This is a genomic window from Patescibacteria group bacterium (assembly GCA_028716665.1).
Taxonomy (GTDB): Bacteria; Patescibacteriota; Patescibacteriia; order UBA2591; family JAQUPP01; genus JAQUPP01.
Map to the genome: position 1 here is coordinate 261,888 of JAQUPP010000001.1, position 16,028 is coordinate 277,915.

At 34.5% G+C, this 16,028-nt stretch carries 18 protein-coding genes and 1 tRNA gene; 9 read left to right on the forward strand and 10 right to left on the reverse strand.

Going from position 1 to position 16,028, the window contains the following annotated elements; genetic code table 11:
* The first annotated feature begins 2 nt into the window (after nt 1-2).
* Both PHF10_01360 and rplU read left to right on the forward strand, forming a co-directional pair.
* Nucleotides 3-2,717: an AAA family ATPase gene (locus PHF10_01360; GenBank protein MDD5534383.1), complete on the forward strand. Its 2,715-nt coding sequence runs from the start codon at nt 3-5 to the stop codon at nt 2,715-2,717.
* 33 nt (nt 2,718-2,750) lie between these two features.
* On the forward strand, nt 2,751-3,074 hold the full coding sequence (gene rplU, locus PHF10_01365; protein ID MDD5534384.1) for a 50S ribosomal protein L21: 324 nt from the start codon (nt 2,751-2,753) through the stop codon (nt 3,072-3,074).
* Here rplU and ruvA read toward each other — a convergent pair.
* Nucleotides 3,071-3,640, reverse strand: coding sequence for a Holliday junction branch migration protein RuvA (gene ruvA, locus PHF10_01370; protein ID MDD5534385.1), 570 nt, complete (start codon nt 3,638-3,640; stop codon nt 3,071-3,073). The genes rplU and ruvA overlap by 4 nt on opposite strands.
* A 120-nt stretch (nt 3,641-3,760) precedes the next feature.
* On the opposite strand from ruvA, the gene PHF10_01375 reads away from it, so the two are divergent.
* Genes PHF10_01375 through rpsT form a run of 3 tightly spaced genes read left to right on the forward strand, consistent with a single transcriptional unit; the run spans nt 3,761 to nt 4,670 of the window.
* Nucleotides 3,761-4,039 carry a hypothetical protein gene (locus PHF10_01375; protein ID MDD5534386.1) on the forward strand — a complete coding sequence of 93 codons (279 nt, stop codon included), beginning with the start codon at nt 3,761-3,763 and terminating at the stop codon, nt 4,037-4,039.
* A 50-nt stretch (nt 4,040-4,089) separates the two neighbouring features.
* Nucleotides 4,090-4,386, forward strand: a complete 297-nt coding sequence (locus tag PHF10_01380; protein ID MDD5534387.1) for a hypothetical protein — start codon at nt 4,090-4,092, stop codon at nt 4,384-4,386.
* Between the two features lie 20 nt (nt 4,387-4,406).
* Entirely contained in the window at nt 4,407-4,670 is a 264-nt protein-coding gene (gene rpsT, locus PHF10_01385; protein MDD5534388.1) for a 30S ribosomal protein S20, read from the forward strand.
* On the opposite strand, the gene holA is transcribed toward rpsT, so the two are convergent.
* From holA to aspS, 7 genes are all read right to left on the reverse strand, one after another.
* Nucleotides 4,671-5,651, reverse strand: coding sequence for a DNA polymerase III subunit delta (holA, locus tag PHF10_01390; protein MDD5534389.1), 981 nt, complete (start codon nt 5,649-5,651; stop codon nt 4,671-4,673). It abuts the gene before it with no gap.
* 4 nt (nt 5,652-5,655) lie between these two features.
* The gene (locus tag PHF10_01395) at nt 5,656-6,588 is read right to left on the reverse strand and encodes a 5'-3' exonuclease H3TH domain-containing protein (GenBank protein MDD5534390.1); all 933 of its coding nucleotides are present in this window, start codon (nt 6,586-6,588) and stop codon (nt 5,656-5,658) included.
* Between the two features lie 230 nt (nt 6,589-6,818).
* A tRNA-Cys gene (locus tag PHF10_01400) sits at nt 6,819-6,890 on the reverse strand.
* Between the two features lie 2 nt (nt 6,891-6,892).
* A complete protein-coding gene (locus PHF10_01405; protein ID MDD5534391.1) occupies nt 6,893-7,156 on the reverse strand; it encodes a GIY-YIG nuclease family protein in 264 nt (87 codons plus the stop codon).
* 71 nt (nt 7,157-7,227) lie between these two features.
* The gene (gene queA / locus PHF10_01410; GenBank protein MDD5534392.1) at nt 7,228-8,268 is read right to left on the reverse strand and encodes a tRNA preQ1(34) S-adenosylmethionine ribosyltransferase-isomerase QueA; all 1,041 of its coding nucleotides are present in this window, start codon (nt 8,266-8,268) and stop codon (nt 7,228-7,230) included.
* A gap of 107 nt (nt 8,269-8,375) precedes the next feature.
* Nucleotides 8,376-9,269: a permease-like cell division protein FtsX gene (locus PHF10_01415; protein MDD5534393.1), complete on the reverse strand. Its 894-nt coding sequence runs from the start codon at nt 9,267-9,269 to the stop codon at nt 8,376-8,378.
* A 9-nt stretch (nt 9,270-9,278) separates the two neighbouring features.
* A complete protein-coding gene (gene aspS, locus PHF10_01420; GenBank protein MDD5534394.1) occupies nt 9,279-10,703 on the reverse strand; it encodes an aspartate--tRNA ligase in 1,425 nt (474 codons plus the stop codon).
* A gap of 201 nt (nt 10,704-10,904) precedes the next feature.
* On the opposite strand from aspS, the gene PHF10_01425 reads away from it, so the two are divergent.
* Nucleotides 10,905-11,630 carry a hypothetical protein gene (locus PHF10_01425; GenBank protein ID MDD5534395.1) on the forward strand — a complete coding sequence of 242 codons (726 nt, stop codon included), beginning with the start codon at nt 10,905-10,907 and terminating at the stop codon, nt 11,628-11,630.
* Nucleotides 11,631-11,676: 46 nt separating this feature from the next.
* Here the strand turns inward: PHF10_01425 and PHF10_01430 are convergent, their stop codons facing one another.
* Nucleotides 11,677-11,997, reverse strand: a complete 321-nt coding sequence (locus tag PHF10_01430) for a hypothetical protein (GenBank protein MDD5534396.1) — start codon at nt 11,995-11,997, stop codon at nt 11,677-11,679.
* Between the two features lie 90 nt (nt 11,998-12,087).
* Between PHF10_01430 and PHF10_01435 the strand changes: the two genes are divergently transcribed.
* Together PHF10_01435 and PHF10_01440 are read left to right on the forward strand one after the other, a co-directional pair.
* Nucleotides 12,088-12,519: a hypothetical protein gene (locus tag PHF10_01435; GenBank protein ID MDD5534397.1), complete on the forward strand. Its 432-nt coding sequence runs from the start codon at nt 12,088-12,090 to the stop codon at nt 12,517-12,519.
* A 372-nt stretch (nt 12,520-12,891) separates the two neighbouring features.
* Entirely contained in the window at nt 12,892-13,674 is a 783-nt protein-coding gene (locus PHF10_01440; protein ID MDD5534398.1) for a hypothetical protein, read from the forward strand.
* 47 nt (nt 13,675-13,721) lie between these two features.
* Here PHF10_01440 and PHF10_01445 read toward each other — a convergent pair whose 3' ends face one another.
* Nucleotides 13,722-14,303: a hypothetical protein gene (locus PHF10_01445; GenBank protein ID MDD5534399.1), complete on the reverse strand. Its 582-nt coding sequence runs from the start codon at nt 14,301-14,303 to the stop codon at nt 13,722-13,724.
* A gap of 357 nt (nt 14,304-14,660) precedes the next feature.
* On the opposite strand from PHF10_01445, the gene PHF10_01450 reads away from it, so the two are divergent.
* Nucleotides 14,661-16,004: a His/Gly/Thr/Pro-type tRNA ligase C-terminal domain-containing protein gene (locus PHF10_01450; protein ID MDD5534400.1), complete on the forward strand. Its 1,344-nt coding sequence runs from the start codon at nt 14,661-14,663 to the stop codon at nt 16,002-16,004.
* Nucleotides 16,005-16,028 lie beyond the last annotated feature (24 nt).

The following is a 16,028-nucleotide window of genomic DNA, read 5'->3' on the forward strand; positions in this document are numbered from 1 at the left end:
ATATGGAATTTATTATTTGTCCAACTTGCAATGGAGAAGGATCGTTCGGCGGTAAATTGTGCCGAACTTGCAATGGCCGCGGCATATATGCCTGGTCGGGCGGATATTTGATTTATTCCAAAAAAGTTTTAGACAGAGAAGAAATATTAATAGACAGAATCAGGAAAATTTTGCATTGCGTAGGCAGATTTTTATTGATCACTTTCGGTATTATAGGAATATTGTCTTTATTAAAAGCACTTTGGGACATACAGAAAGGAGGATGGTCATATTTTATTTTATCTAAAGAAGTTTTATTTTTACTTTTTTGGATATCAATTATCACTGATGCTTATCTTGTTTATTCCATAGAACGCACTAACGAAGAAAAACAAAAAATTTCTCCGAAAACAAAAAGAAAATCAGAATGGCTGCCATTTGCTTGGCCGGAAATCAGCGTTTTGTCGCATAGTTTAAAAATAGAAGTTGTTGAGTCTCTTTCCGGTGAAGCAAGAATTTTAATGGAAAAAGCGTGGGTATTAGCTTGCCGACTCGGTCATGAAAAAATAGAACCGATTCATCTTTTTCTCGCTTCTTTGCAAGTTCCAAACGTTGCCCTGGTGATTAATCGTTTGGGATTAAATTGGGATGCTTTGAAAGAAAGAGTGAGCAGTGTTTTATCAAAAATTTCTATTAATAAAAAGAAAAGAGAAATTTATTATTCTTTGGAAGCGAAAAAAGTTTTGATTAATGCTTATGATTTGGCCGGTCAAAAAAAGTCCAAATCATTAAGTTCTCTTGATATTTTGGAATCATTGGCGAGTTTTGAAGGACCGATTAAAGAAATTCTTTATGATTTGGAAATAGGAATTACTGAAATAAAAAATGTTTGTCTTTGGATTAAAATTTACGAAGATTTAAGACACGAACATGGTTATTTTTTCTCTCAGGCTCGTTTAAAACCAAAGGGATCCATTAATAGGGCCTATACAGCCACGGCGACGCCTTATCTTGACGCTTATGGCGAAGATTTGACTCTTCTAGCCAGAAACGGTTATTTAAGCGTTTGCATAGATCGAGAGCAGGAAACTGAAGGGATATTCAGGATTTTTGAAAGCGGCCGACAGAGCATAGTTTTAGTCAGTCCACCAGGTGTCGGAAAAACAACAATTATTCACGGAATTGCCCGAAGAATGGTTACCGAAGACGTACCGCCATTTTTACAAGATAAAAGACTAGTAAGTATCAGTATCCCGGCTTTAATTTCAGGAGCTTCTCAACCAGGGGAAATTGAAGAGAGAATTCAAATTATTATGAGTGAAATTGCCAGATCAAGAAATATTATTCTCTTCATCAAAGATATCCACAATATGAGTGGTGTTCAAACGACAAAAGGCGAACTTGATATCGCGGAAATTTTAGCCAATGCTTTAAAAAATAAATTATTTTTGGTTATTGCCACCTCCACGCCCAATGAATATAAGCGGCTTATTGAAACCAAATCTTTGGGTCAAGTTCTTGAAAAAATAGAAATTTCCGAGCCTGATAAAAATACAACCATTCAAATTTTGGAAGCCAATATGGCCGTGACAGAAGGCAGAGAAAGAGTTTATTTTTCATACGGCGCATTAAATCAGGCAATTGATTTATCAGTACGTTATTTGAACGAACGTTATTTGCCGGAAAAAGCCATCAATCTTTTGCAGGAAGTGGCGATTTTCGTAAAAAATGTAAAAGGAGAAAGAGCTATTGTTCAAGGAGAAGATGTGGCCGAACTCATTTCTCAAAAAACCAAAATACCGATTGCAAAAATTACGGAAAAAGAAACGGAGAAATTACTTCACATGGAAGAGTTGATTCATAAACGGCTTATTGATCAAAATGAAGCAGTGGGTATGGTGGCAACGGCTTTGCGTCGGGCAAGAACAGAACTTCGCAGTATGAAAAAGCCGATTGTTAATTTATTATTTTTGGGTCCGACCGGTGTTGGTAAAACGGAATTGGCCAAGACGGTAGCGGCTGTTTATTTCGGCGATGAAAATAAAATGATCAGGCTTGATATGAGTGAATACCAAGAAAAAGACAGTATTAATCGTTTAATCGGTATACCGGGAGGAGAAAAAGGAGGCCAGCTTACCGAAAGTATCAGAGCAAACCCGTCAGCGATTCTTTTGCTTGATGAAATTGAAAAAGCCCATCCGGATATTTTAAATGTTTTCTTGCAGGTTATGGATGATGGCCGTTTGACCGACGCTTTGGGTAAAACCATCGATTTTACAAATGTAATTTTAATCGGAACATCCAATGCCGGAACTGATTTTATTCAGGAAGAAATACGCAAGGGCACCTCGGTTCAAACCATTCAGGAAGTTTTAATCAGAGAAAAATTAAAACCGTTTTTCAGGCCTGAATTTTTAAATCGTTTTGACGGAGTTATTGTTTTTAAACCATTAGGCATAGAAGAAGTCAGACAGATTGCCAAATTAACACTGAATAAATTGGCTAGTCAATTGGAGCAAAAAGGTATTGCTCTAAAAGTTACCGAGGATGCGGTTAATGAATTGGCTCAAGCCGGTTTTGATCCGATTTTTGGCGCTCGTCCGCTTCAGAGAGTTATTCAAACAAAAGTTAATGATGCTTTGGCGCAATTTTTATTGACCGGTAAACTTGGACGAAGAGATGTGGTGGTTCTTGATAAGGGAGGGGAAATCAGAGTTGAAAAGGCGGTCAGTATTTGACAAAATTTTTAATAAGTGTTATTATTTATCAATATGGAATTAGCAATTATAAAAACAGGAGGAAAACAATATCTAGTAAAAGAAGGAGATATTCTTTTAATAGAAAAAATTATCAAGGAACCAGGAGAAAAATTTTTATTTGAAGAAGTTCTTGCGGTTTTTGATTCAGAAAAAGACGGTCTTGTCGTCGGTAAACCTTATCTCAAGGGTTTCAAAATTGAAGCCAAAGTTTTAGATCAGGAAAAAGGAGAAAAGATTTACGTAGTCAAATATAAACCAAAAGTTCGTTATCATAAAAAAACTGGCCATCGCCAGTTGTATACGAGAGTTAAAATTCTTGGTATTAAAAAAGATTAAACCGGAGTGCGGCTTAACGCTTTTAAAGCTTCTTTGATTCTTTTTTCCGTTTTTGTTATTTCCGGAGAAATTTTTCTGACAGCCAAACGCGCTTGTGAAATGGTATAACCCATGGAAATCAAGGCGTCAATAATGACACCGTCATCATTGGAAGTTGTCTGAGTCATTTTTCCGATTTTACCTTTTAACTCAAGAATAATTCTTTCCGCGGTTTTTCTGCCGATTCCGGAAACCTTGGTTAAAATGGCCAAATTTTCTTCCAAAATAGCCTGTTCCAGATCTTTAATTTTTATCATTGACAGAACATTAATGGCTGATTTCGGTCCGATTCCGGAGATATCGTTGAGTTTTTTGAAATATTCACGTTCTTGGCAGTTTTCAAAACCGAAAAGCATGACTAAATTTTCTCTCAAATGCAAATAAGTGAACAGCTTCAAGGTTTGATCGGTTTCAATTTTTTCCAAGAAAAAATCAGTCACGAATACCTGATAAGATATGCCGTTTATTTCAATGGCAATATAGTCAGTTCCTTTTTCAATAATTTTTCCTTCCAAGGAGTAAATCATATTAGTAATGTTATCACTTATAATCTTACAGTCATAGCACAGTTTATCCACACTTGACAAAATATAAAAATAGTGTATACTATAATTATTAAATCAAAGGGGGTTTATAAATAATATAATATGACAAACCCAGAACATTATCATTATCCAACAATAGAACAAAAAACAGAAAAAATGGAGTTAAGCGGAGAAAGCAAGAAAGTTATTGAAGAAGTGAAAGCAAGAAAGAATAAGGGAATTATTATTGGAGAACAAGAAACTTACGGGAAATTTTTTGGTGCAGAACCAGAAGTGTTTGATAATGCCAAGAATGTTGTAGAGAAAAAGAACTTTCAAATATCTACCAAATTAGTTAAGGCAGTAGGACAAAACCCCGAGAAAATTATTAAAGCATCATAAAAGCCGAAATGATTTTATAATTTCAAGAATTTTTGATTTGACTGAAACTCATGTCTAAAACATTAGAACAATTAAACGAAATTATCACATCTTCGACCATTCCGTTAGCCGATCAGAATGATCTGCTTATTTTTTTACCTATTTTACCCGAGGAAACATTAAAAGAGCTTTGCCAGCTTTGGCAAAAACATAAAAAATTAGTTAATGATTTTAATGATAATTTTAAAGCTAAATTGAATATCTTGATTAACGGCCGCGATAAATGGGAAAAGTTAATTTCTCAAGAAGAAGCGATGTTAAATGAAGAATTTGATGAAGAAGATAAAAATAATGAAGACGAATTTTAAATTAAAAACTAAAAATTATTATGCCTATTAAAAGATCAGCTTTCAAAGCCGTTCGACAAACAAAAAAACGCACACTCCATAATAAAAAAATTCAAGCAAATGTTCATTGGATTAAACACCAATTGACTAAATTCATGGCCTTGAAAGACAAAGAAAAATCCAAAGAATTTTATTTAAAATTACAAAAAGCCTTGGATAAGGCCGTTCAAAAAAATATTCTCAAAAAAAATACCGTGTCTAGATATAAATCACGGTTAAGTCAAAAGGTGAACGCAATGAAATAGCTAGTTCCTAGCGATCAAGAGATCTAAAAGGGTCTCCGAATCAACAGGACGAGTTTTTCGTAGAAGATCTATCTTCAAAAGTTGTTGATAGGTCTTTTTTATTTCCTCCAGGCCGTATTTTTTTTCTTGCTGCAAGCCCTTGGAAAAAACAAAAGGATGAAGCGATAATTGCTTGGCTAATTGGTCGGGATGATTGCCGGGATTATCCAATAAACAGAACTTTATTTTTAAAAGCAGGCGATATTGATAGGCAAGCATGGAAATAAGCCAGTCAATATTAACCCCGTTTTTTATCTGCCCGGTCAAAAGATTAAGGGCGGTTTTTTTGTCTTTGGCGCCAATGGCGTCCACCAGCTTCCAGATATTCTGCTGGTCAAAATTTAAAACATTATTTTGAACATCAGTTGATTTGATAATATTGTCTCCGTTTAAGGCGATAAGCTTATCCAATTCATTCTTTAGCGTCCAAATATCAGCGCCTACCAATTCAATCAAGAGATCTATGGCAGAGCTTTCTATTTCGGTTTTATTTTTTTCTGTTTCTTTTTTAAGCCATTTTTTCAATTCAGCCGGTTTGAGATAAGGAAATTCAAAAATATATTTTTCTTTTTTAAGCAGATGATATAGTTTTTTTTGAGCCAAAGAAAGATTTTTTTCTTTAACGTCTTCATCCGCGAAAATAACAATATTGTCCTCATCTTGCTGTATTTTTTTAAGCAAATTGATCATCTCCGCGATAATCGGCTCTTGTTTTGCAATAGCCTTGGCGGAAAGAAAGCGTTGGAAAATAATAAGCCTTTGATTTTTAAAAAGCCCCTTGCTTAAAGTGGCTTTTCTTAATTCATCCATTGTCAAATCATTAATCTGAAAAACAGAAATATTAATGTTTTCTTTGTCTTTTTTTCGGGTAAATTCTTGTTTTAGGGAGGATAATTTTTCTCGCGATCTGAAAGTATCCGGCCCGTAAATAAATATGATCATAAATTTAAAACAATTTATTTTGTTGGTCGTTATTTTTTTTCTCAGGTTTGCTATTTAATCTTTTAATCAGACTTGCAAAACCTAATTTTTTAAGTATATCTTCGGTCTCTTCAAAATTGATATTTTCAAAACGGCATATTTCAAGGTCGTCCACTCCGTCAATATTTTTTAAAATAGCCAGTAATTTTTTATTTAAAATAACTTCTTCTTCGCTTTTAATCAAAAGTTCGGCCAGATTTTTTTTGATTTTACATTCTTCTTTATTTTGTTGGCAATTTTTAAGATGGCGATACAGATTTTCCGTGGAATCAAAAGCTTTGATTAGTTTTAGGGCGGTTTTAGGACCGACATTTTTCACTCCCGGAATGTTATCCGAGGGATCGCCAGCCAATGCTTTTAAATCAATCAATTTATCGGGCATAATGCCGAAATGTTGATAAACGGATTCTTTATCGTAAATTTGAAATTGGCTTAATCCTCCTTTTAAAAAATAATAGACACTGGTTGTGTCATCAATTAATTGAAACATGTCGCGATCGCCAGTAACAATTAAAACTTTAAGATTTGGTTGTCTTGATTTTAGATTATCAAGCGCGCCGATTAAATCGTCAGATTCAAATCCGTCTTTGGCGTAAAATTGGACCCCCAGAGCGTTAATTACTTCTTTGGTAATGGGAATTTGGTCGTAGAATTCTTGCGGCTGAGGAGTTCTTCCAGCCTTATATTCTTTATATTGCAAATGTCTGAAGGTTGGCGCCTTGGTGTCAAAAGTAATGGCAAGATAACTTGGATTTTGTTCGTGGATTAATTTTAATAGAAGAGCAGTAAAGCCATAAACGGCATTAACAATACGACCCTTGGGATCGGTCAATTTTGGTAAAGCGTGCCAAGCGCGGTGTAAAACCGCATTCGCATCAACAATGATAAATATTGCCATAATTGTCGGAATTTATTGAGTGTAGCGAAATAAATTTCGCTACAATTATGAGCACCCCCTCCTTTATCTCAACGATAAACTTTCGATAATCGTTAGAATAAAAGGCGAAGCCGCTTCGCTTACGGCGTATCTTAAAAAAGTAAACTTTCGATGGAGTAAAAGAGGGGGTTAAAGTTTTGTTACTGCTCAGCCTACGCCCTATGGGCTTGTCCTCACAGACAAAATCTTTAAGGCCAGGAGGGGAATCGAACCCCTGCATAGCAGTTTTGCAGACTGCCGCCTTACCGCTTGGCTACCTGGCCCCTCACATGGAAATTATCAAAGAATTTTTGATTCTTTTTTTTAAATGCGTGCAAGATCCTGAATATTTTTTAAGCATATTTTCTCTGTGTTTGGCGTCTTTTTTAGACGAATATGCTTCATAATAAACTAATTTGAAGGGAATTCTAGGTTTTGTGGATTCTACCAACCCTTGATTATGCTCTTGAAATCTTCTTTGTAAATCGTCTGTATAGCCAATATATGATTTTTTATCTTTTATACTTTTTAAAATATATACGTAGAACATATAATTTCCATGTGAGGGGCTACCTGGCCATTACTTTTTATTTTAATCTTTTTTCTAAAAAAATCAAGCCCTTAGATAATCAGCATGGCGTCGCCGAAGGAATAAAATCTGTATTTTTTTCTGATAGCTTCTTGATAGGCAGTTAGGATAAAATCGCGGTCAGCGAAGGCGGAAATTAACATTAATAAAGTTGATTCAGGTATGTGGAAGTTGGTAATCAAACCGTCAATGAATTTTTCGCCCGAGGCGGATCGGCCTTGGGCCGAAAATTGATAACCTGGATAAATAAATAGATCAACCCATTTTGTCCCCGATTTTAATTGACCATTTTTAATAAAAGCCTCCAAAGTCCGCGCGCTGGTGGTTCCGACAGCAATGATTCTTTGCTGATTATTTTTAGCCTTATTTAAGATATCAGCTGTTTTTTTTGAAACCTCAGCCCATTCGGCATGCATTTTATGTTTTTTAATATTTTCTTCTCTGACCGGCAAAAAGGTTCCCGGACCGACATGGAGAGTTACAAATTCAAAAGATATTTTTTGTTTTTTTAAATTATTGATTAATTTTTCAGTAAAATGGAAACCGGCGGTCGGCGCGGCGGATGAACCGGGAGAAGCGGCATAAATCGTTTGATATTCTTTGAGATTTGATAAACGTTTGATATAGGGAGGAGTGGGGGTTTGTCCTAATTTATTGATAGTTTGGTCAAACAAAGATTTGGAAAGATTAAAATTGATTTGCCATGTTTGCTCGGAAAGTTTTTTTTCCAAAATTCCGTTAAGATTTTTGGAAAAAATAATTTTTAAGCCCGAACTGACTTTGCCTTTAACCATAATTTCCCATTGATGCGCGTTAATGAGTCTGATTAATAAAATTTCTATTTTCCCGCCGGTCGGTTTTTTACCCTGAATTCTGGCAGGAATAACTTTTGAATCATTGGCGACCAAAATATCAGTTGGTTTTAAATATTTTCCTAAATTATAAAAATAATCGTGAGTAATGCTTTTATTTTTCCTATTTAAAATCATCAGCCTCGAATGATCTCGGGGCTGACATGGTTTTTGAGCGATTAATTCTTTTGGTAAGTCGTAGTTAAATTCTTGTAGGTTTATCATAGTTTATAGTTTGTGGTTATTGGTTATAGTTATTCAGTTATTGGGTATTTAAAACCAGAAACTGATAAACTAAAACTAAAAACTAATAACTAACAACCATTAATTTACGCCTTCAGATATTTTTTAGTTGCTGCGCCGGAAGCGAGAATACCGACAATCAAAGCAAATAATAAAAATCCGCCGCCAAAACTTAAAATATTATTCTTTAAATAATCAAGCAAACTGAAATCCAATTCAAAAAATTGCTTGATATAAGGTTGGGCATAAGTAATAAGGGGAATAATAATCAAGGCATTTAAAATCCAAGCGATAAAACCATAAAGAAAACCTTCAAACAAAAATGGTCCTTGAACAAACCAAGAAGTGGCGCCCACCAGCCGCATTATTTTAATTTCTTTTTCTTGCGCCCAAATGCCGAGCTTGATCGTATTGAATATCACCAAAATGGCGATAAAAACAAAAAGTCCGCTAAAGGCCCAGCCGACATAATGGATTTTTTTATTGAATTTATTAAAAGCATCCATGATTTGTTGATAATCGTAAAAATCTTGGTCTTGAATCAAGGCGTTGAATTCGGGTTTTTGAGTAACATTGAATACGGTATTATAATCGTTCGGATCGCGAAGTTTGATTGTTATCGCCGAACTGAGAGGATTGTCATTCAGTTCTTCTAAAGATTTTTGGGTTAGAACATCTTGATGTTTGCTTTTGAATTGCTCCAAGGCTTGTTGCGGAGTGATGTAATGAACTTCTTTGACTTCAACCATATTTTCCAGTTCCGAGCGGAATAAATTAATTTGATTTTCATCAACATTTTGCTTGAAATAGACGCTTAAATCAAATTTGTCTTTGAAAGAATTCAGTGTTTCTTGAGCTAAAATATTGATAATGGAAAGAAAACTTAAAGAAAAAAGCATTAAAAGCATTATCAAAATGCTGGTTAAAGATAAAGGAAGATTGCGGAAAAAATTTTGGAAAGCTAATTTTATAATACGCATTTTAATCGACTATTTGGTAATTTCAAGATGATTTTCTTGAAGACTTTTTTTATTCAATGGCGTAGGCGCGCCCATCATTAAATCTTTGGCGTCGGCTGTTTTTGGAAAAGGAATAACTTCGCGAATATTCGGTTCATTCGTTAAAATCATTATCAATCTATCAAGACCTAAGGCAATTCCGCCGTGAGGAGGGGCGCCATATTGAAAAGCTTCCAAGATATGGCCGAATCGGCGTTCAATTTCGCTTGATTCAATGCCGAGAATTTTGAAAATTTTATTTTGTAAATCAGGTTGATGAATTCTGATGCTGCCGCCAAAAATTTCCGTGCCGTTTAAGGCAAGGTCATAAGCCTTGGCTCTGGCTTTCAATGGTTCTTTTTCAAAAGTATTTAAATCTTCATCTTTAGGATGAGTGAAAGGGTGATGGCAGGAAACAAATTTTTTCTCTATTTCTGAATATTCAAAAAGAGGCATATCAACAACCCAGCAAAAAGCCAGTTCATCAGGATCATTTTTATCATTCCCGCCTTCGCCAAGGCTTCGGTGGGCAAGTCTTAAATCAGGCTTATCAGTTTTATATTTTTCCATTGCTTCGGCATAAGTCAGGCGGGGAAAAGGTTTGGTGGTTATTTTTTTCGCGGGTAATATTTTTTCAATCAAATCAATCATCATTTTTTCAATCAGAGATAAAATATCTTCTTCGTCAATAAAACTCATTTCAATGTCAAGCTGAGTGAATTCAGGTTGACGATCGCCGCGAGTGTCTTCATCGCGAAAACAGCGGGCAAGCTGGAAATAACGGTCTACGCCGGCAACCATCAAAAGTTGCTTGAATTGTTGAGGAGATTGCGGTAAAACGTAAAAACTTCCCGGATATAATCTGGAAGGAATAATATATTCGCGGGCTCCTTCCGGAGTTCCTTTTGTCAGAATCGGCGTGTCTATTTCCAAAAAATCATTTTTATTCAAATATTCGCGGAAAAAATTTGTGACTTGGCTGCGGAGAATCAGATTGTTTCTCATTCTTTCATGGCGCAAATCAAGATAGCGGTATTTAAGCCGCAATTCTTCGTTGGCTTTTAAGGTTTCATTGTCAATTTCAAAAGGCGGTGTTTTTGCTTCGGAAAGAATGGTTAATTTTTTGGCCAAAATTTCCACAGTGCCGGTTGCTAAATTAGGATTAACTTGATTTTTCGGCCGGGCATTTACTATTCCTTCAATTTCCACCACAAATTCAGGGCGGATTTTTTTTGCCGCTTCTTGGGAAGTTTCATCCAGCTCTTTTGGAATAAAAACAATTTGGGCCAATCCGGAACGGTCGCGCAAGTCGATAAAAACCATTTGACCCATATTCCGGCGGGTATTAACCCAGCCGCAAAGCTTGATTTCTTGTCCAACATTATTAATTGTATCTTTTATCCATGTTCTTTTCATACAGAAGTAGTTTTTTAGTTGATAGTTATTAGTCATAGTTATTTGGTTATCAGTTAAAATCAAAACTTTAAACCAATAACCAAGAACTATTCTATTATAACATAAAAGTAAAGGATATCAAGTCACAGGGAAAGTCTTAACACTCTTGACAAAAAAAATATTTAATTTATACTGATAAACAGTTCTTAAAAAGGAGGAAAAATGCAAAAGGACATGTTTGATTATCATGTAACTTTTCCCAATACTCCCAAAACAATGGTAATATTGGAAAAAGAATTTTTGGATAAACAAAGAAAACCGACCACAAAAAGCAGTAGATTTTTTTACAAAAAAATCTATGAACTTTATCTTAATATGCTTTTTGAAAGACAAATAGACATTATTTGCTCTCGGCCAAATTGTCACCCAGATTTTAGGGTTTTTCTTTTAAATCAGAGAAGAAGGATTATTGAAAAGGCGCTTAAAAGAGTTTATCAGAAAGGCCATATTCCTTTTTTATTGGTAGCGCCGGGTCTTAGTGATCTTAATTATGATTCTTCTCTCCATAAAGTTACGTGGGAAAAAACTCCATTAAATGGATATGACGGTACTGTTTATTATATTTTCGATGTAGCGGTATTAAAATCTAAAAAGTGGAGATCTTACAATATTGAGGTTGATAATATTCAATATCATAAACTGCTTAAGAAAATTTCCGAGAAACCCCACAGACATGTTCTGACTCTTTTAGAAACTGGCGCTTTAGTAATGAATAAGGAAGAAATATTGCAGCATTATAATGTTTTGGTTATGGGCACTACTCTGGGTATGAGAACTCCAATAATAAAATTGGAAAATGACCAGGTAATTGTCGAAGCAGTAAATATTGATCTTTGTTATTCCGGTTTTTTAGGAGTACCAACTTGTCACGAAAGATTAGAAGTTTAATAAAAACAAAAAATTGGGTTCGAGATTATATCGGACCCAATTTTATTTACGAAGCATCGGTAAGAATACTGGAAACTACACATTGTTTTACCAGAATGACTTTTTTCAAAAAGATATTTTTCACCATATCTTTGTCAGGGAGGGTTTCAACGCCCGGTATGATTTTTTGCTGATCAGATATCTGAATTATTTCTTCTCCGTCTTTTTCAAAGACGCTGATAAAATATCCGCATTCCATTACCTGATTTTTTTCCGTAACATGTATAATTTCTATAAGCTGTCCTTCTTCTAAAACTAATAAATCTCTTGATTCTATGCCGATCATTTTTGCCTCCTTTCTACTTTTAACTTTAGTCCTTGTATACATTCTGTCAAATCAAAATCATTTGACAAAAAGCAAAAAATATGCTTAAATAATTATAATTAAACAAAGTAATTTAAAAAATAGGAGGACGTAATGTTAAAGAAAATTTCAGTAAAAGCTACGCTTTTAAAGTGTGATTTTTGCGGAAGTATCCATGCTTCCAAAAAAGAAGCGAGAGAGCATTCCTGTACCAAAAAAATTCCAAAAAAACGTTTCACTATTGGTGAAACGGTTAAGGCCGTATTTCCGGTAGGCGCAGGCATAGAACAAATAGGTCAAGAGTTCGCTTTAGGTAAAGTGATAGATATAAAATCGCCAGTAGAGCAGCATTATAAAGAGAAAAAAGGCACCCGTTTTAAATTTAGAAGAGACGGGCAAGGTCAGGGATTAGTTGGTTTTAGAGTGCCGGAAAATCGTCATGATTGGATGGTGACAGTGAAACCCATAGAATGGAAGAGCCAAGATTATTCTAATGGAGAGTTGAGGCAAATATGTGTTTCCCAAGACTTGATTAATAAAATTTAAATGAATGTTTTATAAGGGACGGAATAAAAATCCGTCCCTATTTATTTTTTTAATCTTAACCCTCTCACAAGGAAATTATAGTCTTTTTTAAAAATTGCGATTTAATTAAATATAAAATTAAAATAAACGTCTAGTTAAGATAAAATCAGTGTGTATAAAAAAACAAAAGACAAATAATTTTTATAATTTCCAATGTGAAAGGGTTGACATTTTTAAAAATTTTACTATAATTTACAATATAGTTATTTACAAATAAAGTTTTATTTTGGGAAAATATTTGTCTGAAAAAAGACAAGACCGTGCCATTTCGGGAAAATGGAAAATCGGTGAGCCTGATTCAGGCGAACCAAAAAAGTAACAAAGGAGGCCCAAATGGGAAACCTTTCAAAAGAGACGCCGCTCTCTGAAATTACGGCGACCATAGAACTTTTAGATCATCTTGGGGTGGAGCGAAAACATTTGACTTTGCTTCGTTCGGACGGCAAATTTGCCAAGCAAGTGGCAGAATTTATATGTAATTCCGGTATTCAAGAGCCGCCATTGCATAAATCCATTCGCATAAAGATGGGCGAAAAGAATATGTTCGGTATACCGCAGGCAGTTAAATATTTAGGTATCACTCCGACTATTCAACAACTTGCCGCCTTAGAGGTGATTCCATTTTCTGATGACACAATTAATGCCTGTAAAAAAGATTATATCTTGGTGGCAAATTTCGGTTTATCTATTTTTGATATCAGAAATAAAGTGGGAGATAAATTATTTTCAGAAATTCCAGGCGCTCATCCAATGGATAATTGGTATCTCAAACAGAAATTTACCGGGGAAATTGGTCAGGTTGGATGGATTCTAATTAGGAAAACAGAGGTGCCGGAATCTCGCAATAAAGACTGGAAAGAACAGCAACGCTTGCTTTCTAAAGATGAATATGTGCCAACAGCCCAGGAAATGACTTATGCCATTATCGGACATTTTCTGAATAGCTGTGAAAGGTTATTTGAGTATGATTACGTGCGTTGCACTGACTTTATTTCTAAGATCTCCGGTGTTTATATTGGCAATTTTACGACCCCCGGACTTCGTATTTTGAAAACAATGTGGGATCATCGTTATATCGAAATAGGAGTTGCCGCAGCCCGAAAACAAGATTTTTAGGTAAAGAAAAAAATAAGCCCTCGACTGATTGTCGAGGGCTCTTTATTTTATAAAACTTGATTTTCCTTGGAATATTCCCAAAATGCTTTATCAATCGTTCTGATGCTTTCTCCGGTTTTTTTGGAAATTTTTTCCATTTCATTGCAATACTTTTGCCAAAAATCAAAAGTGTAAGATTTTGGTTGTTTCCAGCCGAGAGACCAAATCGCCCGAAAATCCAGAATGGGGTATTTATCCGGAAAAGCAAAATGTAAAATTGCGGAAGCAACCGGAAAAGCGACGCCATTAAGAAGTAAAAGAAATTTTATTCTGGCTTGTTCGTCATTTGTTGCAAAACTGAATCGAGTGATTTTTCTGACCGTCAAATCGTCATTATTTTCATATTTCTTTTTCGGTCTTTTCGATTTCCACAAACCTATTTTAATGAATTGCTCTCTGTTTAAATAACGATTTTTCGCCAGCCATTTTTTTATTTCTTTTTCAATAATTTCGTCGCTGGTGCCTTTATGGCGTTGGTCATACTTTTCGGCATATTCTTTTATACTTTCTTTTGTAATTTTCACTATTCCTCCTTTGTCAATTTTCTTATTAATTATTTTACTTAATTTTATAAAAAAGTCAACCCCCATACCAAACGGCGATATATTTTTAAAATGTGATGAATTATTCATTATATTTGATTAATCTGTTCTAAATTCTAAAATTTATTCTATTTTAAAAAAAGTTTAAAAATACATTACTGAGCATTTTATCGCCGTTCAGGTGCGGGGGTCAATCCCACCGAACTTGACAAATATGATTAAAGAGAGTATACTATTAATATGGTTAAGAAGATTATAAAATTTATTACCATAACTACTACCACAGTTTTCGCTGTCGGGTAGTTGTATTTGTTCAAAGAATTTATAAAAAACAACCTCCCGATAGCGGAGGTTGTTTTTTTAGATTAAAATTATTTATCAATTTATAAAATTAACAAAAATTATATGGACAACAAATATCTAGTTATTAAGAAAGGCGGCGAAATTGTAAACGCCGAAGAGTATTTAAAAGAGTCTAGGGACTCCGGTGATTTTGATATATTCGTAAAAAGAGAAGCCCTGGGTCACAATATAAAAATTGACGAGCAAAAATCTGACTATCTTTTATATGCCCAAAAATTTGGTTTTAATTGGGAATCGAATGCGGACATTGGTTTTGTTCAATACGATTATCGCGCTAATCTCATTATGCGTCTGGTAAAAGAATACGCACGAAAATTAATACACCAAATCGGTTTTCCAATTTACGAAATTCAAGGTTCCAATGTTTTTGATCTTTCCCACCCTGTTGTCGAAGCATACGCGAAATTGTATGGTGATAGATTATTTCAATTTGAATCCGGTAAGAAAAAAGTGGTAATGAGTTATGATGCGAGTTATCCTCAATTCAATCTTGCCGGAAAATATAAAATAAATCATCGTCATATTCCTTTTGGACATTTCTCTATTTCAGATTGCTACCGGCACGAGCAAAGCGGCGAGTGTATGTTACTTTATCGTCAGAGACGTTTCTATATGCCGGATATACATCCTTATTTTAAAGATGTTGAAGAGGCTTTCGAATGGTACCCAAAAATTGAAAAGAAATTACTAGAGTCTTCTCAGGAAGTAAACGTAAATTATCAAGTCGTTATTGAAGTTTCTTCTGATAAGAATTGGGAGAAATATAAGGATAGGATTTTAGAAATTGCCAATCGTCTCGACCGTAATGTTTTGGTTGCGATTTTGCGAGATGATAAAGACAGATATTTTATAGTCAATGTTGATTATAAAATCATTGATAAATTCGGTCAGTCGCGCGAAATTTGCTGTATTCAAATTGATGTCGAGAATGCAAAAAGACTTGATATTTCATTTATCGATGCAGAGAGAAATAAGATTAATCCAATAATTATTCATGCTGCTATACCAGGTGGAATAGAACGTTATATTTATATGCTATTTGATGATTTTAAAAAACGATTTCCACTATGGCTATATCCAGCACAAATAAGATTGATTCCGGTTAATGATAATTTTGTCTCTTTTTGTGAAAAGTTAATTGAGAAATACAAGGATTTGCCAGTTAGAGTCGAGATTGATGATCGACATGAAAGTGTGAGTAAAAAAATTAAATATGCGCATCAGGATATTATACCTTTTCCGGTGGTTATTGGAGAAAAAGAGAAAAATTCACCGAATGACATCGAATCATTGCATTCAGCGATTGATAAGATTTTGGTGAGTTCAAAAGATAAACCTTTTATTCCAATGGAATATCCAAGACTTATTAGTTTTCAAGCTAAGTAGCCATTAAAATTTTAAAAGTCCTTC